This is a genomic window from Chryseobacterium jejuense (assembly GCF_900100075.1).
GTDB lineage: Bacteria > Bacteroidota > Bacteroidia > Flavobacteriales > Weeksellaceae > Chryseobacterium > Chryseobacterium jejuense.
Genome location: NZ_FNEG01000003.1, coordinates 622,354 through 645,445, shown reverse-complemented (window position 1 = coordinate 645,445; position 23,092 = coordinate 622,354). Strand labels below are relative to the sequence as shown.

The following is a 23,092-nucleotide window of genomic DNA, read 5'->3' as shown; positions in this document are numbered from 1 at the left end:
CAAAACATAAAGGCACAGATTCTTTTATTGTATGGTTTATTTGATCTTCTATTAATTGAATGCAGGATATTTGAACCACTAAGATTTTTAAGAGGATAAGAATAGGGAAACTACTTCCTGAAGGTATTAGAATCTTAATGGTTTAATATTCTGCGAAATCTTTGATCAAAATGATATTATTTTAAACGCCACGAATGCACGAATGATTTTTTATTCGTGCATTTGTGGCTAATAATAAACCCATAAAAATCTGTAGTATCTGTGGCAAAAAATTTATGTACATTTGACCATGCAGATTTCACCTCCAAAACATCTGGCACCCTTCATTCGGCATTATATCATTCTGGAAAACAAAGGAAACGATATAAAGAACGTCAGATTGTTTACTGATGGCAGTAGCGGATTGATTTTATCTGCCAATGCGAATCTGTTTTCTCATCATTCGGAAGAGCATATACCAGCTTCTTTTTTTTATGGGACACTGAACAGCTATAAAGATTTTTATTCAAAAGGTAGTTTTTCCTTTATAGCAGTGGTTTTTCAACCTTATTTCTTAAATATGCTTTTGAAGACTTCTGCAAAAGAAGTTAAAAATCAGATTATTTCTGTGGAAGATGTAATAAAGGACAAGTTCACCCCTTTTCAGGAAAGTCTTTTTAATAAAACGAATCCGTTAACAGTTATTGATGATTTGAATATCTTTTTCACTCAGTTTATATCAAAAGAAATTGGATCTGATTATCAACTTATAGCAGCTATTCAACAACATATTCTTCAGCACAAAGGTTCTGTATCATCCAAAGACTTGGAAAATTTCACAGGATATTCTGAGCGACATCTGGAAAGAAAGTTTGATGATTATCTTGGAATTTCTCCTAAAAAATATACTAATATTATCCGTCTTCATTATTTTTTAAGCCTTATGAATCAAGGTATCAGTCATGAAAATATGACTGCTCTTTCTTATCATGCCGGATATTCGGATCAATCCCATCTGATTAGAGAATTTAAAAAGAATGTAGGACTTACTCCCGGACAGTATGCCAATACTGAAAATAAAATGGCAGTCAACTTCATTGAGCTGTAATTCTTATGTCGGTTTTATACAATTTTTCTTTGGCAGGCTGACCTAGATTTGCTGAAAAAAAGAATGAATATTAAAATTTCAACCGCACAATTTGAAAACAAGAGTGGCGATAAAGAATATAACCTGGGAGTTATAGAAAAACTGGCCCAAAAAGCTTCCTCAGAAGGCTCTGATGTCATTGCTTTTCACGAATGTTCCATTACAGGATATACTTTTGCCCGAAACCTTTCCAAAGATCAACTGCTTGATATTGCAGAACTTATTCCTGAAGGAGAAAGTATCCAAAGACTACAGCAAATTGCTAAACAATACCAAATTGTTATTCTGGCCGGGCTTTTTGAAAAGGATGAAAACAACAATCTCTTCAAAGCTTATGTATGTGTAGATGAAACAGGATTGAAAGCCAAGTACAGAAAACTTCACCCTTTTATCAATCCCCATCTTACTCCAGGGAATGAATACTGTGTCTTTGAAATTCTGGGCTGGAAATGCGGCATTCTGATCTGCTATGACAACAATATTATTGAAAATGTAAGAGCCACCAAACTTTTGGGAGCAGATATTATTTTTATGCCTCATGTTACCATGTGTACGCCTTCCACAAGGCCAGGTGCTGGTTTTGTAGATCCTCAACTATGGGAAAATAGGGTAGAAGATCCTACGTCTTTACGTCTGGAATTTAACGGAATGAAAGGGAGAGATTGGTTGATGAAATGGCTCCCGGCAAGGGCTTACGACAATGGAGCTTATATTGTTTTTTCAAATCCTATTGGAATGGATGATGATCAGCTTAAGAACGGCTGTTCGATGATTATTGATCCTTTTGGAGACGTCATTGCAGAGTGCCAATCATTTGAAGACAGTTTTGAGTCGGCGGTTATCGTTCCCGAAAAACTTACTCAGGCAGGAGGGCACAGATATTTGAATGCAAGACGGCCGGAACTTTATAAAGACATCATTGGGAAAGACCATTCATCCATACAAAAAGTGGTGTGGTTGAATGAGAAAGAAAATTAAACTATCATTATTCTGATAATTTAACACAATTTAAATAATTTTTATAATACAATTATTCATCGGAAATTTGCATTGTCAACATCAACAAAATTACAATGCAATGAATTATCAAAAAGAAATACAAATTAATGCTGCAACAGGAAGTGTAAAAAGCAAAAGGCTTCCTGCAGCTTTATGGGCACTTACCATCAGTGCCTTTGGAATAGGCACTACAGAATTTGTGATTGTAGGTCTTCTTCCTACTGTTGCGGGTGATCTTGGGATTACGATTCCGTCAGCAGGTTTACTGGTAAGCCTTTATGCCATAGGAGTTGCTATCGGAGCTCCTATTTTAACAGCACTCACAGGGAAAATTCCCCGTAAAATGCTTTTGGTTTCCATTATGTTATTATTTGTCATCGGAAACGGATTGGCTTCTATTGCTCCAGGATTTATCACGCTGGTTCTGGCCAGAATATTAACCGGATTTGCGCATGGTGTTTATTTTTCCATTGGCTCTACTATTGCAGCATCATTGGTTCCGGAGGAGAAAAGGGCAACCGCTATTTCCATTATGTTTGCCGGACTTACACTGGCCATTGTAACAGGAGTACCATTAGGAACTTTTATAGGACAACATTTTGGATGGAGAGCTACTTTCATTGGAGTTTCTATTCTTGGAATGATAGGTTTGGTGGCAAGTTTATTATTGGTTCCAAACAATTTAAAGAACGGAAAAACAGCATCTATCAAAAGTCAGTTCAAAGTATTAGGGAATAAACGCTTGATCTTTGCTTTTTTAATGACTGCTACTGGTTATGGAGGAACATTTGTAGTATTCACGTATCTGTCTCCGATTTTACAGAAAATAACAGGATTTCAGGAGTCTACAGTCACTTTTATCCTGTTGATATATGGTATTGCGATTGCGCTAGGAAACCTGATTGGTGGGAAAGTAGCCAATAAAAACCCTTTGAAGGCTCTTTTATGGATGTTTGCGGCTCAGGGATTAACATTATTGGCCTTTTATTTTACGGTAAGCAGTCCGGTTTTAAGTATTATTACGTTGTTCTTTTTAGGAGCACTTTCTTTTGCAACGGTTCCTGGGCTTCAGCTTTTAGTGGTACAGATTGCTGAAAAGGAACTTCCCGGAACGGAAGATGTAGCATCAGGAATTAATATTGCTGCTTTTAATATCGGTATTGCCATTGGATCTTATGCAGGTGGGCTTATTGTAACATCATCATTAGGATTGGGAAGTACTCCGTGGATTGGTGCTTTATTCTTAGTGATTACAGTCTTAATAACCATCATCAGTATTCGTTTAAGCAAAAAAGTAAACTAATATTCAACCTTGCCTAATATCCCAATTGAAGGTACAAACATTCCACTCCGGAGGAGGGGTGGCAAAAATTCAAAGAATTTTTGATGGGGTGGTCAATAGCACGCATTAAAAAAATATAAAACCAAAACGTAAGATTGAGGTAAGTGTATGCAGTGAGGTTTTATGAAAAGGGCAGATCAATGATCTGCCCTTTTCTATTTTTAATCTGACGCAAAGTTCTATTATCTTAATGCTCTATTTTTAGGGAGCAAAGAAGAAATCAACAAGTTGATTCGACTAAGCTAATGATATAACCTTACTATCTTGGTCTGTCCGGTTTTGTTGGATCAATTGTCTCGTCTGGATTATCACCTTGGATGGGTGGTGTAAGTTTAGAAGTAGATGATTCTGCTTTAGTAGAATTTACTTTTATTCCTTGTTTGTTTAAATTTGTACCATTTTTCATAGCTGACTCTTGCGGAGTAACATTTTCATCCCGGTCAGAGCATGAACTTAGAGAAAATACAATAACTGTACTTGCAGCTAAAATGATTAGTTTTTTCATAGTAATTGTTTTATATTAAGTGGTAAAAATACTATTAATCTATAATATTTCACTATTTATTTTATGCATTTATTAATTTAAAACATAACAGAAATCTCTTAATTGAAATTTCTGTTAAACCTGCTATAACTAAAGATTTACGGGAAACCGTTAATTGTAAATAGCTTATATTTATATATTTGTGGGAAAATTAATACATGAAAAAATTGTTAATTGTTACGTTGGTGTTTTTCTCAATTGCAGCGTCTGCCCAAGTTAATTTAAAATTAAGTGACGTATTGTCTATAATTACTCTTAAGGATTATACAGCTATTAGTAAATATGACCTTAAGATGGACAAGATTATAGATTTCAATAATTTCAAGACGATATCATATATAACAAAATTTCATGATGAAAATTCAGAAATATTAATTAATAATAGTGATAGAGGTATTGTAAGCTATTCTATACTGGTTAAATCAGGTGATTTATTGAAATTCTGGATGGATGATAACGTACAAATGAACTATGGCAGTACAAAACCACAAAAAAATTTCAGCATAAATGAAGCAGGAAATGAAACAGTTTCTTTTATATCATTTGATCATTTATTGAAATACCTAGAACAAAACAAAATAAATCCAAAAGAAACTTACATATGTTTTTATAAGGTAGGACTTGTAAGCATAAGGCTGGTATTTACTTCAGAATATTACAAAGTAAACATTTCAACTGCGGAATATGGAATATAAATCAAAAAAAAGCTTAATAGCTCTAATATTTACCTTGTTTTCTATAGTAGTATTTTCTCAGGAGTTAAAATATGAAGAAGTTGTACAAGTAGATTCTACTGTAAGTAAAAAAGAACTATACAATAGGGCTAGATCATGGTTTGCTGATAATTTCAAAGATGAAGGGGAAGTTATGACCATACAAGATGATAGCACTGGCGAAATTACTGGAAATGGAAATTTTAGATACAACACTAACAAAATATATATGGGAGTTTGGTGTGTAACTGGAACAATCCATTTCAAAATTAATATTTATTTGAAAGATGGTCGTTACAAATATGTGATTCATAATTTAGTGCATGAAGGCTCCTATTTTGATGGGTCAAGACCTATTAATTACGGATTGTTAACTGTCAATGAAAACTCACCAAACCCAAGTAGAGGTGGACCTGGAAAAAAAGCATGGACAGATATTAAAGAAAAAACTAATGATAGAGTTCAGCTTATTATATCTGGATTAAAAGAAGCAATGGTCAAAAAGCATGAAACAAGTAACGACTGGTAACTAATAATAAGCAAAAGAAATTGTATTGATTCCTTTTGTTCTATAAAAAAACTCATACCTCATAAATCCCTTCATCCGTAAACACAAAAAACGTACTTTTCTTAGGGAGATTTTTAGTATCCAAACCTGTAAATTCACTGAAGGCCGGAAGTAACAGCTGGTTTTCACTAAGGGCAAAACAGGGAAGCCTGATGCTTTTCACAGCAGAATTTAAAACAATTCCTGGATGAATATGGCCTGTGATCTGAAAACCGGATTTTTCTTTATCAAAATCATGGATCAAAGTAAACGCTCCCAACTCCAATAGAGATTCTTTAAAATCCAGGTAAAGCTTTTTCTCCAAAGACTCTGAAATGCGGTCATGATTTCCCTCAATAAGATAAAATTGTAAATCAGGATACTGATTTCTCCATTGGCAGAACTCATCCACATCAGAATTATCACCGGCATGAAGCAGATCGCCCACCACAATAAATTTTTCCGGCTGAAAATACTCAATCAGTACAGATAGCCTTTCCAAATCACTTTTCATGATATGATTCGCCAGTGCAATACCGTTTTTTCGAAAATGAGCGGTCTTTCCGATGTGAAGATCAGAAAGGAGTAAAGCTTTCTCTTTTTTCCAGAATACAGCACGCTGATTGGTAAGAATAAAAGCCTCATTTCGAATGATGATTTCTTTGGTAGCAATAAACACAGACAAATTAGTTCAAAGTTTTGGGGTTAACGTTTAAGGTTCTCTTCTGCTTACATGAAAATTTTCATCAAAGATATAAGTAATCGGAATTCCGGTTGCAATTTCTTTTTCCAGGATTTCTTCAGGGGATAAATGTTCCAGATACATGATAAGGGCACGAAGGCTATTTCCATGAGCAACGATCAATACATTTTCACCTTTCTTCAACAAAGGAGCGATCTCTTTTTCAAAATAGGGAATCACTCTGTTATAAGTATCTTTAAGGCTTTCTCCACCCGGTGGAACCACATCAAAAGACCTGCGCCAGGTATGAACCTGTTCTTCTCCGTATTTCAGGGCGGTTTCTGCTTTATTGAGACCTTCAAGATTTCCATACGAACGCTCATTCAGCGCTTTATCCATAACAATGGGAATATTGGGTTTTCCAATTTCATCAAGAATGATGGAAAGGGTATGTTTAGCTCTGAGTAAGACTGAAGTAAAGGCAATGTCTATTTTTTCTTTTTTTAAGGCAATTCCTGCATTTTTTGCTTCTTCAATTCCTGTTTCTGTAATATCGATATCCTGCCATCCGGTGAATCTGTTTTCAAGATTCCAGAGTGACTGTCCATGACGGACTAAAAATAATTTTGCCATTATGTATTTTTTATTTTAGCTTTCTGAAAGCTATACTCTAAGTTACGGCGATTATTTAAACTTATCAAGAAATTTCGGTCAGAATATTAGGCGAACAATACTATTAAATGGTAGTTCCAATTCATTGGAAAGTCTTTTCAAATCAAATATCTGATATATTGGAAAGTTTCAGCATTCTTTTAATTCTGGCATCCAATCCTTCACTGGAAAGGGTCTGTCTCAAACTGTCTACTTTGATGGGAAAGCTTAACGGCGTAAAAGAACTGGAATGTTTTACAATCACTGTAGATTTTTCAATTCTTTTAAAGGCTTCTACGAGTCGCTGTTCCTGAAGCTGCATATTAAAAACTTCGGTATAGGCCTGTTTGATTAGAAAATGATTGGAGTCATAATCTTCCAGCACTTTAAAAATAAGGCCGGCTGAGCTTTGCAATGATTTATTGGAACGCTGCTGGCCTGCATAATTTTGAATCACCATTCCTGAGATCACTGCAATATCTCTGAATTTCCGTCTTGCCATTTCTGCTGAATTGATACTGGCAATCACATCATTCATCAGGTTGTCCCTGGTTAATATCTTATTTAAGTTTTCTTCATTCAACGGAATTTCCTTATCACTGAACAATTCAAATCCATAATCATTCATCGCCATGGAAAAAGAAATAGGAGCCAGTTTTGAAATCCGGTACGCGATTAACGCGGCCATTACTTCATGTACCAGACGGCCTTCAAATGGATACATGAAAAGATGATAGCCTTCACGATTTTTAATCATTTCCACCAGAAATTCATCTTCCTGAGGAATGTGAGAGTTTTCTTCCTGATTACTCAATAGCGGATGTAAGAATTTCAGTTCTTTTTCCGAAGCTTTTGGACTTAAGGCATGCGAAAGTTTTTCTCTTAAAAAATGTCCAAGATTGGAACTCAAAGGCAGTCTTCCACCCAGATAACTTGGTACCAGAGCTTTTCCTTTGGTAGATCTTACATAAACCGTCATGTCCTTAATCATAGCAACTTCCAGGGTTCTTCCTGCCAGAATAAACTTTTCTTCCTTTTTCAGTTTGGAAATAAAGTATTCTTCAATCATACCTACATAACCACCGGAAATAAATTTAACTTTGAGCATGGCATCGCTTACGATTACCCCCATATTCATCCGGTGAAGCATGGCTATTTTCCGGGAAGTTACTTTGTATAAACCATCTTCCATAATCACAATTTTATGGAATTCTTCATAGTTTTTTAAAACACTTCCGCCAATAGTCAGAAACTCAAGAATACTTTTCCATTCTTCAGCCATCATTTCCTGGAAAGCATATACTTTTTTGATCCTTTCATAGACTTCATCAGGATAAAAACCGTTTCCAACAGCTAAAGTCATGAGAAACTGCACCAAAACATCGAAACACAAAACCTGGGGTTCCCTTGGTTCAACAACTTTCTGTTTTACCGCTTCTTTTAAAGCAGAAACCTCTATTAATTCCAATGAATGGGTAGGAACGCAATAGATTTTAGAGGTTTCAAAAGGGGAGTGCCCACTACGACCAGCCCTTTGAAGAAATCTTGCCACTCCTTTTGCCGAGCCAATCTGAATGACCGTATCCACAGGTTTAAAATCTATTCCCAGATCTAATGATGAGGTGGAAACAACGGCTTTTAATTTTCCGGAACTTAGATTTTCTTCAATCCATATTCTTAAATGGGCATCAATGGAACTGTGATGAATGGCAATTTGTCCTGCAAAATCAGGATAAGCATCCAGCAGTAACTGATACCACATTTCACTCTGGCTTCGGGTATTGGTAAAAACAATGGTAGATTTCGATTCAAGGATGATGGGAACTACTTTATCCGCAAGCTTGTGCCCAAGATGTCCTGCCCACGGTAATATTTCAACTTCATCAGGAAAAACCGGAATAATATCAATCTTTTTATGTTCTTTGGCCGTGATTTTTGTTTTTTTAATCTCATATGGAATCAAAACATCCATGGCTTCATCCAGATTTCCAATCGTAGCCGTAATGCCCCAGATCTGAAGTTTCGGAACATACTTTCTGAGCTGTGATATTCCAAGCTCAACCATGACACCTCGTTTTGAGCCTAATAATTCATGCCACTCATCTACCACCACACATTTCATATCCCTGAAGAAAGTTTCATGATTTTTCTGAGCCAGTAAAAGATGAAGACTTTCCGGAGTTACCACCAGAATTTCAGGCATCTTTTTAACCTGCTGCTGTCTTACTTTAGGATCTGTGTCTCCGTTTCTTACTCCAACAGCCCAATCAAGCCCAATCTCATCCATGGCTTCCTGCATTGCCTTCGCAATATCCTTAGACAAAGAACGGAGCGGAGTAATCCAGATCATTTTTAATCCCTTTTTATAGTTATCTGGATGGTTTAAAAAGTCTGAGATCAATGCTAAAAAAACAGAAAAAGTTTTCCCGAATCCTGTGGGAGCCACTACCATACCGCTATATCCACTTCCAAATTTCTTCCATGTATCTATCTGAAATTTAAAAGGGGAAATGCCTTTATCCTTCATCCATTGCTGAATGATCGTAAATCCGTTGGTATGTTCAAAGGCTGCCATGTTATTGTATTAATTTTTTGATTTCTTCAAGTGTATCAATCTCGTCTACGGTCTTATCTTTCCGCCATCTTACGATTCTTGGAAACCGAAGGGCTACACCGCTTTTATGACGGTTACTGAATCCTATTCCTTCAAAGGCAATTTCAAAAACTAATTCTGCTTTTACAGTTCGTACAGGACCAAATTTCTCAATGGCATTCTTCGTTACAAATTTACTGACCTCCATAATTTCCTTATCTGTTAATCCTGAATACGCTTTCGCAATGGTGACTAATTTGTCTTCATTTTTCACGGCAAAAGTATAGTCTGTGTAATAAGCACTTCGTCTGCCACTGCCTTTTTGGGCATAAATCAGAACGGCATCAATGGTAAAAGGATTAATTTTCCATTTCCACCAATCACCTTTTTTCCGTCCCGCATGGTAAGGTGAGTTTTTCTGTTTCAGCATCAGTCCTTCACTGTTTATACTTCTTGAGTTTTCCCGGATTTCATTTAGTTCTTCCCATTTCTCAAAATCTATACTCTTGGAAAGCTTTATATTTTCAGGATTTTCATTCAATAATAATTCTTCCAGCAGGGCTCTTCTTGCAGAAATGGGTTTTTCTCTCAAATCATGGCCTTCCAGTTCCAATAAGTCGTAGGCAAATACTTCAATTGGAATTTCAGAAAGCATTTTTTTAGTTAAAGTTTTCCTATTTAATCTTTTCTGTAATTCATTAAAATTTAAAACCTTACCTTCTTTTATCGCAAGTATTTCTCCATCCAAAACAAAATTGCCTTTCATCGCCATTACAGCTTGAGTGATCTCCGGAAATTGCTCTGTAACAAGCTCTTCACCTCTCGACCATATAAATACTTCATCATTTCTTCGGATGATCTGTCCGCGGATGCCATCCCATTTGTATTCTATCAGCCATTCATCGGGTTGTCCAAGCGTTTCAAGCTCTTTTTCCAAAGGATAGGCAAGGCAAAACGGATAAGGTTTGGAATTATCAGGATTGATATTTTCTGCTGAGATTAATTCTTTAAATGAGACTTCACCAGGCTGCCATTTCCCCATTAAACTGTGGGTCAACGTACTGGATTCCTGTCCGGAAAATTTGGTTAATGCATTAATCAGAGTCTTATCAGATACTCCGATCCTAAAACTTCCCCCAATTAATTTATTGAAAATCAAACGCTCCGTATAATCCAGACCATTCCATGAAGACAGCACAAAATCCTTCTTTTCTGTTTCTTTTTTATCCTTTAAATCAACAATATCTTTCATCCATTGGGAAAGACTTCGTTCAATTTTTTCCTGTGGTGGTGGGAGAATCAACGAAAGGGTTTCCCCAAGATCACCCACAGAAGAATAGCTTTCCTGAAAGAGCCAGAAGGGAAGCCCTGTGATTTCCAAAGCCCATTCCTTCATTATGTTGGTATTGACATTTCTTTTGGGTCTTTTCCCCGTAAACAAAGCAATAAACCACACTTTATCTTCATCCGGAGCGCGTTCCAGATAATCAATAATAGCATCAATCTTAGCATTGGTTTTATTGGTTGTTTCCAAAGCATTGATAAGGTCTGCAAAATGTCTCATGGCTTCGGATTTTCAAAGGTTTCCTGTTCTGATACTTCTTCATCTTCGCCAAACAGCGTTTCTATAACATCTGCTTTCATTCCAATCTCATTCAGATATTTGGAAAAAATCTCCGTCTGTCCATGGGTAACATGTACAATCTCTGCTTCTGTTGCTTTTACAGTTTGTAATAATCCTTTCCAGTCAGCATGGTCACTCATGGCAAAACCTGCATCGGCACTTCGCCATCTTCTTGCTCCGCGAACCTGCATCCAGCCTGAACATATTGCAGTGGCTGGATCAGGAATCTTTTTGATAATATTACTGTCCAGCAAAGCAGGAGGAACAATCACAATTTCGTGTTCCATTTCTTTCGGACGTTCTCTGAAATCCGCAACAGTATATTCCGGAAGAGCAACTCCCACGGTTTCAAAGGCTTCATTTAATTTTCCAATAGACTCATGAACATATATTTTACCCAATCCCTCCACGGCTTTCATAATCCGCTGAGCTTTTCCAAGAGAATAACCGATAAACACTGAAGTTTTGTTATTTTCCTGATTCTTTAATACCCAATTCTGAAGTTTCTTATTTAAATCATCCACTTCCAGCCAATTATAAATGGGAAGTCCGAAAGTACTTTCTGTAACAAATTCATTGCATTTCACGAGTTCAAAAGGGGTACTGAGACCATCATCCTGAACTTTATAATCTCCGGAAACAACGGTTACAAATCCTTTGTATTCTAATCGTATCTGGGCTGAACCAATAATATGCCCGGCAGGATGTAAAGAAACTTTTACACCGTTGAGAATTATCGTTTCACCATATTCAACTCCTTGACATTCAATGTCTATTCCGATTCTTTGGTAGAGGATAGGTTTGGTAAAATGATGGCAAAGGTATTTCTTCATTCCCCAACGGGCATGATCGGCATGTCCGTGAGTAATGACAGCCATGTCTACGGGCCGCCAGGGATCTATATAGAACTTTCCCTGTGGACAGTAAATTCCTTTTTGGGTTAATGTGATTAGCTTCAAGGGTGTGATGGATTTGGATAAAATGCTTCAAAAACTTAACCAATTTACGATAAACTGTTGATTTTATTGTAACTTAAGGTTTTATTGTTGGAAAACGCAAGGACGCTAAGGTTTTCATAAGGTTGTGTTTTTAAGGCGCAAAGATTTTATCTGTGATAAAATTGAATACCGTTTAATAATTGCCACGAATGCACAAATAATTACTCTTTATGAATAATAGAATATTTGTCATTTTGGAGAAATCTAAACAGTATTTATGCCAAAAAAATAAGCGTACGATTGCTGAAAATCTTGTATTTTCTTGTGCCTTTTTAAATAAAAACTCTGTGCATTTGCGTTTATCCAAGAAAAAAACTTTAATAATTCCAAACCTGTATTAATCTATCGTGAACTTCTGAGCAATAAAACATTGAACTTCTCACCAATATTATCCTGCCGGAAATCTTTGAAATTTGTATCATCATTAAAAAGAAAATACAATGAGTAAAACAATTCTAATTACAGGAGCGGCAAGTGGATTCGGAAAGATTGCCGCATTTGATCTTGCTAAAAAAGGACATAAGGTAATTGCTACTACACAGGTTTATCCTCAAATGAGTGATTTAATTCGTGAAGCAAAAGAACAGGGAATAGATCTGACTGTTGATAAACTTGATGTAACCAACCCAAGGGATCTGGCATATATTCATGAAAAATACGATATTGATATTCTTGTAAGCAATGCAGGAATTATGGAAGGCGGACCTATTGCTGAGCAGCCTATTGATCTGATCCGTTCTATGTTTGATGTGAATGTGTTTGGAGGACTTGAGCTTGCCCAGGGATTCATTAAAAAGTTTATCGATCAAAAGAAACCCGGGAAAATTGTATTCACAACTTCTATGGGAGAATTGTGGACGGTTCCTTATGTTGCGGCTTATTGCGCTTCAAAGCATGCTATGGGTTCTATTGCTGAAGGTTTAAAAACTGAATTAGCACCATTCAATATCAAAATAGCAACTTGTAATCCTGGAATATTTGGCACAGGTTTCAATGATCGTGGAGTAGATTCAATTTTCCGTTGGTATGACCCTGAAAATAATTTCACCCCTTTATCAGCATTTGATGGAGCTTCAGAATCATTGGCTCATCAGCTTGATCCTCAATCGATGGCAGATTGTATTGTAGATGTAGTTCTGGATGATCATTCAAACTTCAGAAACGTACATCCAAAGGAAACTGAAGATTTTGTAAAACAACTGCAGGCTGAAGCCTGGACTGCAAAAAGTTAATGATATGGAATTAAGGTATGACTTAGCTGAAAAAGCATTACAAGCTGCTATTCAAAAAGCAAAATCTTTGAATATTCTGGTGAGTATTGCTGTTGTAGATACGGGTGGCCATCTGGTTTCTTTTGCCAGACTTGACAGTGTGTTTGGTGTGATTGATTTTGCTATAAAAAAAGCAAGAACAGCGGCCATGTTTGGGGTAGACAGTGATATTATGGGAAGTATTATTGCAGGAACAGATATTCATGGATATGGAATGCTGAATTCTAATGGCGGACTTTTAACCCTTGCGGGTGGAGTAGTTATTAAGAATGAAGAAGGAAAAATAATTGGAGCAATAGGTTCATCAGGCGGAACTCCTGAGCAGGATAAAGAAATTGCAACGGCAGGATCATCTGCTATGGGTTAAATTTCAGATATTTGTAGTATGGAAAAGACTTCTGAAATCATATTCGATAAACTGGTATACTCCTGTGCTTTTGAATCATACAAAGGTCATGAGGAATTTATTCCCGATCATTTTTTAGGATTTCAATTGTCCGGAGAAACGCATGCTTTTCATGAACAGGGTAAAACCATTATTAAGGAAAACACAGTGGTTCTGGTGAGAAAAAATCAACTCATCAGAACCATGAAACACCCCTCAAAGAATGAAAAGTATCAGTTTCTTTCGATTACATTGGATGATGAAACATTGAGACAATATTCAGCTGAAAATAAAATAACAGCAGATCAATCATTTCCTGATTATCAAAGGCTTTTTTTTGAGCCAGATGATTTTTTTAAGACTTATTTTACGTCTCTCATTCCTTACGTTCATAAAACAAAAGATATTCCTCCAAGGCTTGCTGCTTTAAAAGTAAAAGAAGCCATAGAACTTCTCCTTCAAAGCAATCCTGATCTTAAAAATCTGTTATTTGATTTTTCAGAACCTCATAAGATTGATCTCAAAGAGTTTATGAATAAAAATTTCATGTTTAATGTATCTATAGAAGCTTTTGCAAGGCTTACAGGACGCAGCCTATCAGGGTTCAAACGAGATTTTAATAAGATCTTTAACATGAGTCCAAAACAATGGTTAAAGGAAAGGAGATTAAAAGAGGCCTATTATTTAATTAAAAATAAGGAGAAACGTCCTTCTGATATTTATCTGGATCTGGGATTTGAGAATTTGTCCCACTTTTATTATTCATTCAAACAGAAGTTTGGAGTGACCACCACAGAAGTATAAGGTAAAAACACAATTTATAATAGACGGAAATTATTTATAGGGATACGATTTGTTGGAAAACGCAAGGAGGCAAAGAAGTTTCGTTTATTACACTTGCTTTTAAGGCGCAAGGATTTTATCTTCGATAAAATTGAATACCGTTTAATAATGGCCACGAATGCACGAATCATTTTTATTCGTGCATTCATGGCTATAAAATAACCACAATTAAGGAATTATATTTTCAGCTCGTAATCTTTTAAATACTTCAATAAAGGAGTCTTCTGTGCTTTTATAGGCTGTAAAGCCCAATTTTCTGCTTTTTGATAGGTCACACATCACTTCTAACGGTCTTCCAAGATCTAAATCGGTGTGCCATGCTGAAGATAAACGGTCTAAATTGTTTTCTTTTAATCCATATTTTTCAGCAATAGATTTCCATATTTCCTGATCATTTTCCAATTCTTTTTCCAAAGGTCTTACTGTACCGTTAAAACCTTCAGATTCTACTCCAAACCAATCTGCGAGTCTATTCCAAAGCCATTTCCATCGGAAAACATCTCCATTGGTAATATTAAAGGCCTGATTTTTTGCCGATTCTGTAGTAGAAGCCCACACTAATTGTTTGGCTAATATTCCGGCATCAGTAACATCAGAAATGCCATTCCATTGGGCTTCAGATCCCGGCCAGATGAATTTTCTGCCTGTTTCCTTACAAATACTCGCATATACAGCCAGAGTAGCTCCTATATTCATGAGATTTCCCACAGCATATCCAACTACCGTGTGAGGGCGGTGAATACTCCAGGTAAAACCATCTCTTTCTGAAGCTTTATAGATTTCATCTTCCTGAGCATAATAAAAGTTAGGAAGCGGAAGTCTTGGATGTTCTTCACGAACTGGTGTTTCCGGTAATTTACCTTCTTTAACATAAGACTCAAATGGTCCCAGATAATGCTTCAAACCGGTTACTAAAGCAACATGTTGAACTGATTTTTTAGGAGATAAAACATTCAGGAGATTTCTTACCAGCATACTGTTGATCTGAATATTTTCTTCTTCTGTATCATTGCGCATCCAGGTCGTAAAATAAACATGAGTGGGAGAGAGGTCTTTCAATGCCTCCATAAGATTCTGTTCATCCAGCAGATCTGCTTTCACAGGAAGAAGACCTGTAATGCTGTTATTTGGGTTTCTTGATAAACCATAAGTTTTCCAACCCTGTGCAAGAAGTTCTTCGGCAAGATTGCTTCCTGTAATTCCGGTAGCACCTACTACCAATGCAATATTTTCTGTATTTTCCATAAGTATTGTAAAATTCTTCAACAAAATTATGGTGGTTACAGCTTTTCATGCTTGATTTAGATCATAGGTTTGAGTTGATCTGGATCAAGTATTATTAAGGGAATTCTTTTTGCGGATTCTGCTGATGGTTTCAGGAGCCAGTCCAAGATAGGAAGCAATGAGATTATGCGGAACCCGTTGAATCATTTCCGGATTTTTCTGTGCCAGTTGCAGGTATTTTTCTTCAGCAGTATATCCGTTGGAAACAATAAGTCTGTAATCTTTCGTGACCAGGCTGTTTTGATACAAAATTCTGAAATAGCGATCCATTGCAGGAATCTGCAACATCATTTTTTCATAATTTTCCAATGTAATCATCAAGACTTCAGTATCTTCTACAGCATCAATATTTAAAACGGCCTTCTCCTGATGAATAAAGCTATTGAAATCGGAGATCCACCAACCTTCAAATGCAAACATATTAATGTGTTCATTTCCTTTTTCATCAGGGAAATAAGATTTCAACAAACCTTTGCTTACAAATGAAAGGCATTTGCAAATATCACCTTCCTGCAACAGATATTGTTTTTTCTTTAGTTTTTTGATTGTAAAAAATGATTGAATCAGACTTTTCTGTTCATCATTAATCTCAACTTTATTTTGAATATGGGAAAGTAATACTTCAAACATCCGACAAATATTTCCTCAAAAATACTGCTTTTAGAAGTAATTGAAATCTCATTTTAAAAGCAATATTGAGATTCTATGGAATGACAAGTACAGTGATATTCACAAATAGAAATATTTGTGCATTCATGGCTATTATTAAACGGTCTCCAATTTTATCGCAGATAAAATCCTTGCGCCTTAAAAATGTAACCTTATTAACCCCCCTTTGCGGCCTTGCGTTTTCCAACCAGTAGATGATAAATTTATAGAAAATACTAGTTAAAACCGGGAAAAATTACAGAAATTTGCAGCAAATTAAAAATTAATGAAGATTGTAGACCTCGAGCAATGGAACAGAAAGGAACATTTTGAATTTTTCTCTCAAATGGCAAGCCCCTATTTTGGTTTTACCACCGAAGTAGATTGTACAAAAGCCTATGACAAAGCTAAAGAAAACGGATATTCTTTCTTTGCTTATTACTATCACAAATCTATGATTGCCGTTAATACCGTTGATGAATTAAAGCTGAGAATTATTGACGGGCAGGTGGTTCAATTTGATATTGTTCATGCCGGAAGCACGATTGGCAGACCGGATGGGACTTTCGGTTTTTCATTTACTCCTTTTTCAGAGAAGTTTGAAACTTTCAATGCTGCATTACAGGAAGAAATAAAAGGGGTTCACCATTCTACAGGACTTAGATTAAGCAATGATAGATTAGGGAAAGACCATGTTAGACACACAACCATTCCTTGGAATTCGTTCAGTGCGATTCTTCACCCGACCAATTTTAATAATGACGAATCGGTACCTAAGATATCTTTTGGGAAATTCAACATCCGTGATGGTAAAAAATACATGCCCGTTTCTATAGAAGCTCACCATGGTTTGGCAGATGGAATTCACATAGCGAAATATCTGGAAGAGTTTCAGAGACAGCTGGACTTATAATTAAAGAGTCGCCGCATTTTAAAGAAAAGGAAGCTTTATCTATTCTGCATTACGGAAAACCGTAAAGAATATTGACTTCTCTTCAGTACATTTGAGACAATATTGTTATATTAGAGAACTGATTAATACTCAGAAAAACTAATTAGCGAATAAACTCAATTTTACTAAGAAGCCATCATGCAGAATGAAAATATAATTGATGATTCCATTATAGATGTTTCTGGAAACAGAGAAATTCCGATTGATTTTGGAAGTGCGTCTTCTGTTTCAGATAATCCATCTACCACTCATAATCCTGACTCGTGGAAAATCGGACAAAAATATACCCGTAAACTCTCCCTGAGTGAAGATCAAACCAAAATGCTGGATAAAATGTCTTTTTCCGGTAATGTTTTCAATGAAATAGAATATTGCAAAATTCAGATCCTGAAACAGTTTATAAGAGCTGTTGAGTACCTGTACCAGCACTGTATACCTGTAAATAAGTCTTATGCTACAGTTATTGATGAACTTTCGGAAATTATTGTTTGCCTTCGCTACAATTACAGAAAAGATAGCTTAAACTATAATTATACTTATGATTCTGTACAGACCGAAATTTTCAATCATATTCTGAAATTATGTGAAAACAATGTCCGTGACCTATACGGGATCAAAAGAAAGATCAATACCGATTTCAATTATAATCATCCTGATATTCTTCATCAGTACAATAGAAAAATTGTTTCAAAGCTGGATGTTTTTCTTGTGGAGAATCAACATCAGATTCTGGATGCTGACTATAAAACGAATATTATCCTCAATGAGAATAATACGAACCGCTGGAAAACCAAATTTGATGAGATCAAAGAAGATTATTCCAATCCATTAGCATTTGAAAGAGAAATTTTCAGACTTACGGAAGTGAATGTCAAAAATCCGTCTGCTGATGCTATATTTTTTGAAGCTTCAAAGTTTGTTGCAGAATATGATAAGACTTGCGCATTAAGACTTTACATTCATTACCTTGATAAAGACCTGAATTCTCCAAAATTTGATCAGAGACAACTGAACAAAACCGTCCAAAAAAGTTTATTTTCCACAAAAGAACAACTGTCTGATTTTGAAAATATTCTTCGCGAATTTATTGCCGACAGAAACCTGGGCAACGCTATTGAAAAGGCGAATCAGCTTTATGCTCCTAAAAGAAAAAGAATTACCATTGATCCTGAAGCCATTAAAAACATTCAGGCACTGGATTCTGAAACGGCAGGTATTTTAGGTCAGATTCTCAATGAAGAAGAGGAAGGAGACCCTGTAAAAACAGAAGGAATTTCCAATGAACAGGAAGTAACCATTACGATTCCCCAGATTCACGGGGTTCATCATTCAAAATACCTTGATGAATTAAATTTATCAGATATTCAAAAGGAAATTCTTGACCTGTTTGAAAAACAAAGCTTTAATATACTTCAAACTGATTTCGAAATTTTTATCAAAACCAAAGGTCTTTTTATGGGTTCTACCATAGACTCTATTAATGAATGCTGCTATGATATTCTTGATGATATTCTGGTTGAGGAAGAAGATGAATATTTTATTATTAACACCAATTACTATAAAAAACTTTTAAACAATGATTGACAATATCAAACCCAAAGAAGCAACTTCCATCATCAACTCCCTGGTAAGTGGTGTGGTTCCTAAAATTGGAGTACAACATATTACGGTAGGAAGATCAGATGAAGTGAATGCTTTCATCAGTTCCCTTGAGGATGTTAAAAACGGACTCAGCCTTGTGAAATTCTGGATCGGAGATTTCGGAAGCGGAAAATCTTTTATGCTTCACCTTTTAAATACAGTAGCTTTAAAGCAGAAGTTTGTAGTAGCCAATGCAGATTTCACTCCGGATAACAGGCTGTATGCCAATGATGGAAAAAGTGTGATTCTTTATTCTGCTATCATGGATAATATTGCCATCCAGACCAAACCTGAAGGTGGGGCTTTACAAACGCTTTTGGAAAAGTGGATTGAGCAGGTTATTTCAAAAACAGCAGATGAAAATCATATTCCTTTAATGGAAATAAGAAATGACCAATATTTAGAGCTGATTCAGAATTCCATTATGAAAACAGTGAATGAAATTACTGAAGTGGGTGGGTTTGATTTCGGCTCTGCCATTGTAAAATATTATGAAGGCTATATAAAAGGGGATGAACTCCTGCGTCGGAATGCCCTGAAATGGCTCAAAGGCGAATACACCACCAAAACAGAAGCCCGTCAGGATCTTGGAATTAGAGAAATCATTAATGATTCCAATTATTACGACATGCTGAAGAACTTCTGTAAGCTTTTTGTAAGCATGGGATACAGTGGTTTTATGATTAATCTTGATGAAGCCATCAACCTTTACAAAATATCGGTTTCAGCTTCCCGTGAGAAAAATTATGAGAAAATCTTATCCATTTATAATGACTGTTTCCAGGGAAAAGTATCCAATCTTTTCATCAATTTTGCAGGAACAAAGGAGTTTTTGGAAAACGAAAGGAGAGGACTTTTCAGTTACCAGGCTTTAAAATCAAGATTGGAAGGTAATAAATTCGAAACTTCTGAGTTCCGTGATTTTGCTCAACCGGTCATCAAGCTGATGCCTTTGAATCACAATGAGATCTTTGTTCTGCTTAAAAAACTGAAATTGATCTTCGATTTTAATTACAAAACAGAACTGAATATTACAGATGAGGAAATTTCTGCTTTTATGGAAGAAATGTTCAATAAACCGGGAGCTGTGGAATTTCTTACCCCAAGGGAAGTCATCAGAGATTTCCTGAATATTCTGAATATCATCAGACAAAATCCTGATGTGGATAAAGGAAGACTTTTCGGAGACATTGAAATTTCCGATGAAAGACCCAATGATCTGATTCTTTTAGACAGTATTGAGGAACTATGACAGCATTCAACCTGCTTTCTGAACCCATCAGAAAATATATCCGGGACAAAAAATGGGAGAGCCTGAGGAAAATACAGGAAGCTGCCATTCAGAAAATTATTACTACAGATAATAACTATGTTTTAATATCCAGAACAGCTTCAGGTAAAACTGAGGCTGCTTTTCTGCCTATTTTATCAAAAGTAAATTTTAAGGAACCTGGAGTAAAAGTGCTTTATATTTCTCCTTTAATTGCTCTGATTAATGATCAGTTTATCCGTGTTGAAAACCTTTGTGAATATCTGGACGTTCCGGTAACCAAATGGCATGGAGAAGCAGCTAAAGGTGCTAAAGACAGATTGCTGAAAAATCCGGCAGGCATTGTTCTCATCACTCCGGAATCTCTGGAAGCCATGTTTGTGAATAAACCTTATAATATCAAGCATTTATTCTCTACTTTAGATTATATTGTTATTGATGAGATCCATTCTTTTCTGGGATCAGACCGCGGTACGCATTTACAGTCTTTGCTGAACCGGCTCCAAAAAGTGAATGTTAAAAGGTTCAGTATTGTAGGGCTTTCTGCTACGGTAAGCGATGCTAATCAATATATTGAGCTTAAAAATTTTCTTGGAGACCCGAAGGACACCACAATTATCAGAGATAACACCCCCAAACCGATTAATGCTGTTTTCAGATATTTTGAAGGTTCTGTAAATACATTACCATTACCTTTATTAAAAGACTTATATGTAAGAACAAGAGAAAGTAAGGTTCTTATTTTCCCTAATGCAAGAGGCAGAGTAGAAGAAGTTGCCGTTAAATTAAAGCAAATTTCAGAAAGAGTAGGCGGACATAAGAACTACTTTTCACATCATTCTTCTGTAGATAAAGAAGTAAGGGAATATGTAGAGTTTTTTGCTAAAAATTCAACACTTCAGAATTTTTGTATTTCCTGTACTTCAACTTTAGAATTGGGTATTGATATCGGTAATGTAGATGAAGTAGTGCAGATTGATGCTACTCATAGTATTGCCTCTCTGATTCAAAGAGTAGGAAGAAGCGGAAGACGTGAAGGCAAAGCAAGTAACCTGTTTTTGTATGCTACGGACAAATGGAGTTTATTACAGTCATTAGCATGCTGGCTGCTGTATCAGGAACAATATATAGAACCCATTGCAATTAATGAAAAACCTTATGATGTTTTAGTTTACCAGATTTTATCTATTGTTAAAGGAACATCAGGAATATCTTCATCCAAACTGTTGGAAGAAATAACCGGCAACTCTGTTTTTTCAAAAATCAAAAAAGAAGAAATAGAAGAGATTATTACCCATCTTATTACTCTGGATTTTTTAGAAAAGTTGGGAAATGAACTGATTATAGGAATAGAAGGAGAGGAGGTAGTAAATAACAGAGATTTTTACAGTCTTTTTGAAACTCAGATTTTCTTTAAAGTTTCCAGCAATGGTGTTAAAATAGGAGAACTACCATTATCTCCACAAATAAGGAAAAATGAAAACATTTATCTGTCTGCAAAGATTTGGAGTATTATTGATATTGATTTTAAAGCAAAAAAGATAGAAGTTGTGCCTGCCAAAGATGGAAATAAACCAACATTCTTTGGAAATCCAGCCGATACTGCTTACCGGATCAGAGAAAAAATGCTCGAAATACTTATTTCAAAAGAAGGATATGATTTTTTGGATGAGATGGGCTGTGAAGTGATTGATGATTTAAGAAAACAGTTTTCTGTATTTACTATCAGTGATTTCAAAACTGAAAGGCCGTTATTAACGAGCAATGAACATCTTAGTTTTTATTCTTTTACCAGTTCGAAAATCAACAAGACTTTGCAGTTTATTCTGAATCAGTTAGAAGTCAAAAGTATTCTCCATGATGAGGGATGCCTTTTTGAGATAGAAGGCCACAGCAGTACTGAACTGCAAATTATATTAAAAGGTATTGACAGGACCCAAAATATGGATAAGATTCTTATAGAGTTATTGGAAAACAACCCTGAATTCATAGATTTTTCAAAATGGGGAAAGTATCTACCTATTCAGTATCAGACATCATTATTAAAAGAAAAATATTTTGATTTTGAAGGTTGCTATGCCTATCTGGAACGTCTAAAATTTGTAGAAAACCAGCTGGAGTTTTCCAATTAAAAACACTCCGGATATTTATTAAATCTTAAAATAAATATCCGGAATAATATCTGTATTTAAGCTTCAATAATAGCTTTATCCAGGTCATGATAAAGAAGTATTTTCCAACTATTGGCCTTTGCTTCTTTTTCCCATAAAAGTCTTAATTCCATTGCTTTTCTGCCATCAAAATCACTTTTGTATGCCAGATGGTATTTTAAATAAGATGCCTGTGGCAGGTCATCTGCACCATAGAAAACAGTTTCTTCATTTTCTCGGATCCAGAACACCTGCATAAAGGGAGTATGTCCACCTACAACCTCATATGAGATTTCATTGGTGATTTGTCCTTTATCATCATTCATCCAGGTAATATTGGGTAATTGAATCAACTTTTCTAGAATATCAAAATCAAAAGAAGGATTTCCTTTATTTTCCATTGCAAAATCCAACTCCCGTTTTTGAATATAAATCTGAGCATTAGGAAAAGTTGCTTTATAGCCGTTATCTGTAACCGTTACTGCACCCTCAATATGATCTTTATGAAGATGGGAAAGCAGGAGTTTTGTAATCTGTTCAGGACGTATATTTTCTCTTTCAAGAATTTCTGAAATCACAGTGTTTCCAGCCTCATTTTTCCAGCCAATACCAGCATCTAAAAGAATATAATCGTTTTCAGTAATGATAAGAAAAGGCTGAACGGACATTTTTATTCCGGGAACGGTATCAAAGTTTTCTTCTGTTAAAAGGGTAAAATCTTTGGTTTTACTTGCAGAGAAGTTCCCTTCTTTGAGTGGAATGATTTTCATACTGCAAATTTCCTGAATATTTCCAATATTCAAAAGGTTTTTCATCAATAGATATCATC

21 protein-coding genes are annotated in these 23,092 nt (G+C 35.7%); 12 read left to right on the top strand and 9 right to left on the bottom strand.

What is annotated here, in order from left to right:
• Positions 1-289 precede the first annotated feature (289 nt).
• The 3 genes from BLS98_RS12060 (at position 290) to BLS98_RS12050 (ending at position 3,428) form a co-directional block, all read left to right on the top strand.
• On the top strand, positions 290-1,087 hold the full coding sequence (locus tag BLS98_RS12060) for a helix-turn-helix domain-containing protein (RefSeq protein WP_089736749.1): 798 nt from the start codon (positions 290-292) through the stop codon (positions 1,085-1,087).
• 63 nt (positions 1,088-1,150) lie between these two features.
• Positions 1,151-2,104 (top strand): nitrilase family protein, encoded by a 954-nt coding sequence (locus tag BLS98_RS12055; protein ID WP_089736748.1) that lies wholly within the window; start codon positions 1,151-1,153, stop codon positions 2,102-2,104.
• A gap of 100 nt (positions 2,105-2,204) precedes the next feature.
• Complete coding sequence (locus BLS98_RS12050; protein WP_089736747.1) at positions 2,205-3,428, top strand: MFS transporter; 1,224 nt, start codon at positions 2,205-2,207, stop codon at positions 3,426-3,428.
• 298 nt (positions 3,429-3,726) lie between these two features.
• On the opposite strand, the gene BLS98_RS12045 is transcribed toward BLS98_RS12050, so the two are convergent.
• Positions 3,727-3,972, bottom strand: a complete 246-nt coding sequence (locus BLS98_RS12045; RefSeq protein ID WP_089736746.1) for a hypothetical protein — start codon at positions 3,970-3,972, stop codon at positions 3,727-3,729.
• A 197-nt stretch (positions 3,973-4,169) separates the two neighbouring features.
• Between BLS98_RS12045 and BLS98_RS12040 the strand changes: the two genes are divergently transcribed.
• Both BLS98_RS12040 and BLS98_RS12035 read left to right on the top strand, forming a co-directional pair.
• A complete protein-coding gene (locus tag BLS98_RS12040; RefSeq protein WP_089736745.1) occupies positions 4,170-4,706 on the top strand; it encodes a hypothetical protein in 537 nt (178 codons plus the stop codon).
• The gene (locus BLS98_RS12035) at positions 4,696-5,253 is read left to right on the top strand and encodes a DUF4468 domain-containing protein (protein ID WP_089736744.1); all 558 of its coding nucleotides are present in this window, start codon (positions 4,696-4,698) and stop codon (positions 5,251-5,253) included. The genes BLS98_RS12040 and BLS98_RS12035 overlap by 11 nt, the downstream gene beginning before the upstream one ends.
• Positions 5,254-5,305: 52 nt before the next feature.
• On the opposite strand, the gene pdeM is transcribed toward BLS98_RS12035, so the two are convergent.
• The 5 genes from pdeM to BLS98_RS12010 form a co-directional block, all read right to left on the bottom strand.
• Positions 5,306-5,950, bottom strand: a complete 645-nt coding sequence (pdeM, locus tag BLS98_RS12030; RefSeq protein WP_228425247.1) for a ligase-associated DNA damage response endonuclease PdeM — start codon at positions 5,948-5,950, stop codon at positions 5,306-5,308.
• A 33-nt stretch (positions 5,951-5,983) separates the two neighbouring features.
• A complete protein-coding gene (locus tag BLS98_RS12025) occupies positions 5,984-6,586 on the bottom strand; it encodes a 2,3-bisphosphoglycerate-dependent phosphoglycerate mutase (RefSeq protein WP_089736742.1) in 603 nt (200 codons plus the stop codon).
• A gap of 142 nt (positions 6,587-6,728) precedes the next feature.
• Positions 6,729-9,179 (bottom strand): ligase-associated DNA damage response DEXH box helicase, encoded by a 2,451-nt coding sequence (locus BLS98_RS12020; protein WP_089736741.1) that lies wholly within the window; start codon positions 9,177-9,179, stop codon positions 6,729-6,731.
• Position 9,180: 1 nt separating this feature from the next.
• Entirely contained in the window at positions 9,181-10,761 is a 1,581-nt protein-coding gene (locus BLS98_RS12015) for an ATP-dependent DNA ligase (protein ID WP_089736740.1), read from the bottom strand.
• Positions 10,758-11,780: a ligase-associated DNA damage response exonuclease gene (locus tag BLS98_RS12010; protein WP_089736739.1), complete on the bottom strand. Its 1,023-nt coding sequence runs from the start codon at positions 11,778-11,780 to the stop codon at positions 10,758-10,760. Before BLS98_RS12010 ends, BLS98_RS12015 begins: the two co-directional genes overlap by 4 nt.
• Positions 11,781-12,259: 479 nt before the next feature.
• On the opposite strand from BLS98_RS12010, the gene BLS98_RS12005 reads away from it, so the two are divergent.
• From BLS98_RS12005 to BLS98_RS11995, 3 genes are read left to right on the top strand one after another with little or no spacing between them, the layout of a single operon-like run.
• Positions 12,260-13,051 (top strand): SDR family oxidoreductase, encoded by a 792-nt coding sequence (locus BLS98_RS12005; RefSeq protein ID WP_089736738.1) that lies wholly within the window; start codon positions 12,260-12,262, stop codon positions 13,049-13,051.
• Between the two features lie 4 nt (positions 13,052-13,055).
• Positions 13,056-13,457 (top strand): GlcG/HbpS family heme-binding protein, encoded by a 402-nt coding sequence (locus tag BLS98_RS12000; protein ID WP_089736737.1) that lies wholly within the window; start codon positions 13,056-13,058, stop codon positions 13,455-13,457.
• An 18-nt stretch (positions 13,458-13,475) separates the two neighbouring features.
• Positions 13,476-14,279, top strand: a complete 804-nt coding sequence (locus BLS98_RS11995; RefSeq protein ID WP_089736736.1) for a helix-turn-helix domain-containing protein — start codon at positions 13,476-13,478, stop codon at positions 14,277-14,279.
• A 207-nt stretch (positions 14,280-14,486) separates the two neighbouring features.
• Here the strand turns inward: BLS98_RS11995 and BLS98_RS11990 are convergent, their stop codons facing one another.
• The gene (locus BLS98_RS11990) at positions 14,487-15,563 is read right to left on the bottom strand and encodes an SDR family oxidoreductase (protein ID WP_089736735.1); all 1,077 of its coding nucleotides are present in this window, start codon (positions 15,561-15,563) and stop codon (positions 14,487-14,489) included.
• An 84-nt stretch (positions 15,564-15,647) separates the two neighbouring features.
• The gene (locus BLS98_RS11985) at positions 15,648-16,232 is read right to left on the bottom strand and encodes a Crp/Fnr family transcriptional regulator (protein WP_089736734.1); all 585 of its coding nucleotides are present in this window, start codon (positions 16,230-16,232) and stop codon (positions 15,648-15,650) included.
• A 304-nt stretch (positions 16,233-16,536) separates the two neighbouring features.
• Between BLS98_RS11985 and BLS98_RS11980 the strand changes: the two genes are divergently transcribed.
• The 4 genes from BLS98_RS11980 (at position 16,537) to BLS98_RS11965 (ending at position 22,245) form a co-directional block, all read left to right on the top strand.
• A complete protein-coding gene (locus BLS98_RS11980) occupies positions 16,537-17,163 on the top strand; it encodes a chloramphenicol acetyltransferase (protein ID WP_089736733.1) in 627 nt (208 codons plus the stop codon).
• A 177-nt stretch (positions 17,164-17,340) separates the two neighbouring features.
• Positions 17,341-18,786: a tellurite resistance TerB C-terminal domain-containing protein gene (locus tag BLS98_RS11975; protein WP_089736732.1), complete on the top strand. Its 1,446-nt coding sequence runs from the start codon at positions 17,341-17,343 to the stop codon at positions 18,784-18,786.
• The gene (locus BLS98_RS11970) at positions 18,779-20,095 is read left to right on the top strand and encodes an ATP-binding protein (protein WP_089736731.1); all 1,317 of its coding nucleotides are present in this window, start codon (positions 18,779-18,781) and stop codon (positions 20,093-20,095) included. The genes BLS98_RS11975 and BLS98_RS11970 overlap by 8 nt, the downstream gene beginning before the upstream one ends.
• The gene (locus BLS98_RS11965; protein ID WP_089736730.1) at positions 20,092-22,245 is read left to right on the top strand and encodes a DEAD/DEAH box helicase; all 2,154 of its coding nucleotides are present in this window, start codon (positions 20,092-20,094) and stop codon (positions 22,243-22,245) included. The genes BLS98_RS11970 and BLS98_RS11965 overlap by 4 nt, the downstream gene beginning before the upstream one ends.
• A 56-nt stretch (positions 22,246-22,301) precedes the next feature.
• Here BLS98_RS11965 and BLS98_RS11960 read toward each other — a convergent pair whose 3' ends face one another.
• Entirely contained in the window at positions 22,302-23,078 is a 777-nt protein-coding gene (locus tag BLS98_RS11960) for an MBL fold metallo-hydrolase (protein WP_228425155.1), read from the bottom strand.
• Positions 23,079-23,092 lie beyond the last annotated feature (14 nt).

Bases quoted from the DNA above. Each gene is read 5' to 3' on its own strand.
- BLS98_RS12060 (WP_089736749.1), top strand. From the start codon at position 290: ATGCAGATTTCACCTCCAAAACATCTGGCACCCTTCATTCGGCATTAT.
- BLS98_RS12055 (WP_089736748.1), top strand. From the start codon at position 1,151: ATGAATATTAAAATTTCAACCGCACAATTTGAAAACAAGAGTGGCGAT.
- BLS98_RS12050 (WP_089736747.1), top strand. From the start codon at position 2,205: ATGAATTATCAAAAAGAAATACAAATTAATGCTGCAACAGGAAGTGTA.
- BLS98_RS12045 (WP_089736746.1), bottom strand. From the start codon at position 3,972: ATGAAAAAACTAATCATTTTAGCTGCAAGTACAGTTATTGTATTTTCT.
- BLS98_RS12040 (WP_089736745.1), top strand. From the start codon at position 4,170: ATGAAAAAATTGTTAATTGTTACGTTGGTGTTTTTCTCAATTGCAGCG.
- BLS98_RS12035 (WP_089736744.1), top strand. From the start codon at position 4,696: ATGGAATATAAATCAAAAAAAAGCTTAATAGCTCTAATATTTACCTTG.
- BLS98_RS12025 (WP_089736742.1), bottom strand. From the start codon at position 6,586: ATGGCAAAATTATTTTTAGTCCGTCATGGACAGTCACTCTGGAATCTT.
- BLS98_RS12020 (WP_089736741.1), bottom strand. From the start codon at position 9,179: ATGGCAGCCTTTGAACATACCAACGGATTTACGATCATTCAGCAATGG.
- BLS98_RS12015 (WP_089736740.1), bottom strand. From the start codon at position 10,761: ATGAGACATTTTGCAGACCTTATCAATGCTTTGGAAACAACCAATAAA.
- BLS98_RS12005 (WP_089736738.1), top strand. From the start codon at position 12,260: ATGAGTAAAACAATTCTAATTACAGGAGCGGCAAGTGGATTCGGAAAG.
- BLS98_RS12000 (WP_089736737.1), top strand. From the start codon at position 13,056: ATGGAATTAAGGTATGACTTAGCTGAAAAAGCATTACAAGCTGCTATT.
- BLS98_RS11995 (WP_089736736.1), top strand. From the start codon at position 13,476: ATGGAAAAGACTTCTGAAATCATATTCGATAAACTGGTATACTCCTGT.
- BLS98_RS11990 (WP_089736735.1), bottom strand. From the start codon at position 15,563: ATGGAAAATACAGAAAATATTGCATTGGTAGTAGGTGCTACCGGAATT.
- BLS98_RS11985 (WP_089736734.1), bottom strand. From the start codon at position 16,232: ATGTTTGAAGTATTACTTTCCCATATTCAAAATAAAGTTGAGATTAAT.
- BLS98_RS11980 (WP_089736733.1), top strand. From the start codon at position 16,537: ATGAAGATTGTAGACCTCGAGCAATGGAACAGAAAGGAACATTTTGAA.
- BLS98_RS11975 (WP_089736732.1), top strand. From the start codon at position 17,341: ATGCAGAATGAAAATATAATTGATGATTCCATTATAGATGTTTCTGGA.
- BLS98_RS11970 (WP_089736731.1), top strand. From the start codon at position 18,779: ATGATTGACAATATCAAACCCAAAGAAGCAACTTCCATCATCAACTCC.
- BLS98_RS11965 (WP_089736730.1), top strand. From the start codon at position 20,092: ATGACAGCATTCAACCTGCTTTCTGAACCCATCAGAAAATATATCCGG.
- BLS98_RS11960 (WP_228425155.1), bottom strand. From the start codon at position 23,078: ATGAAAAACCTTTTGAATATTGGAAATATTCAGGAAATTTGCAGTATG.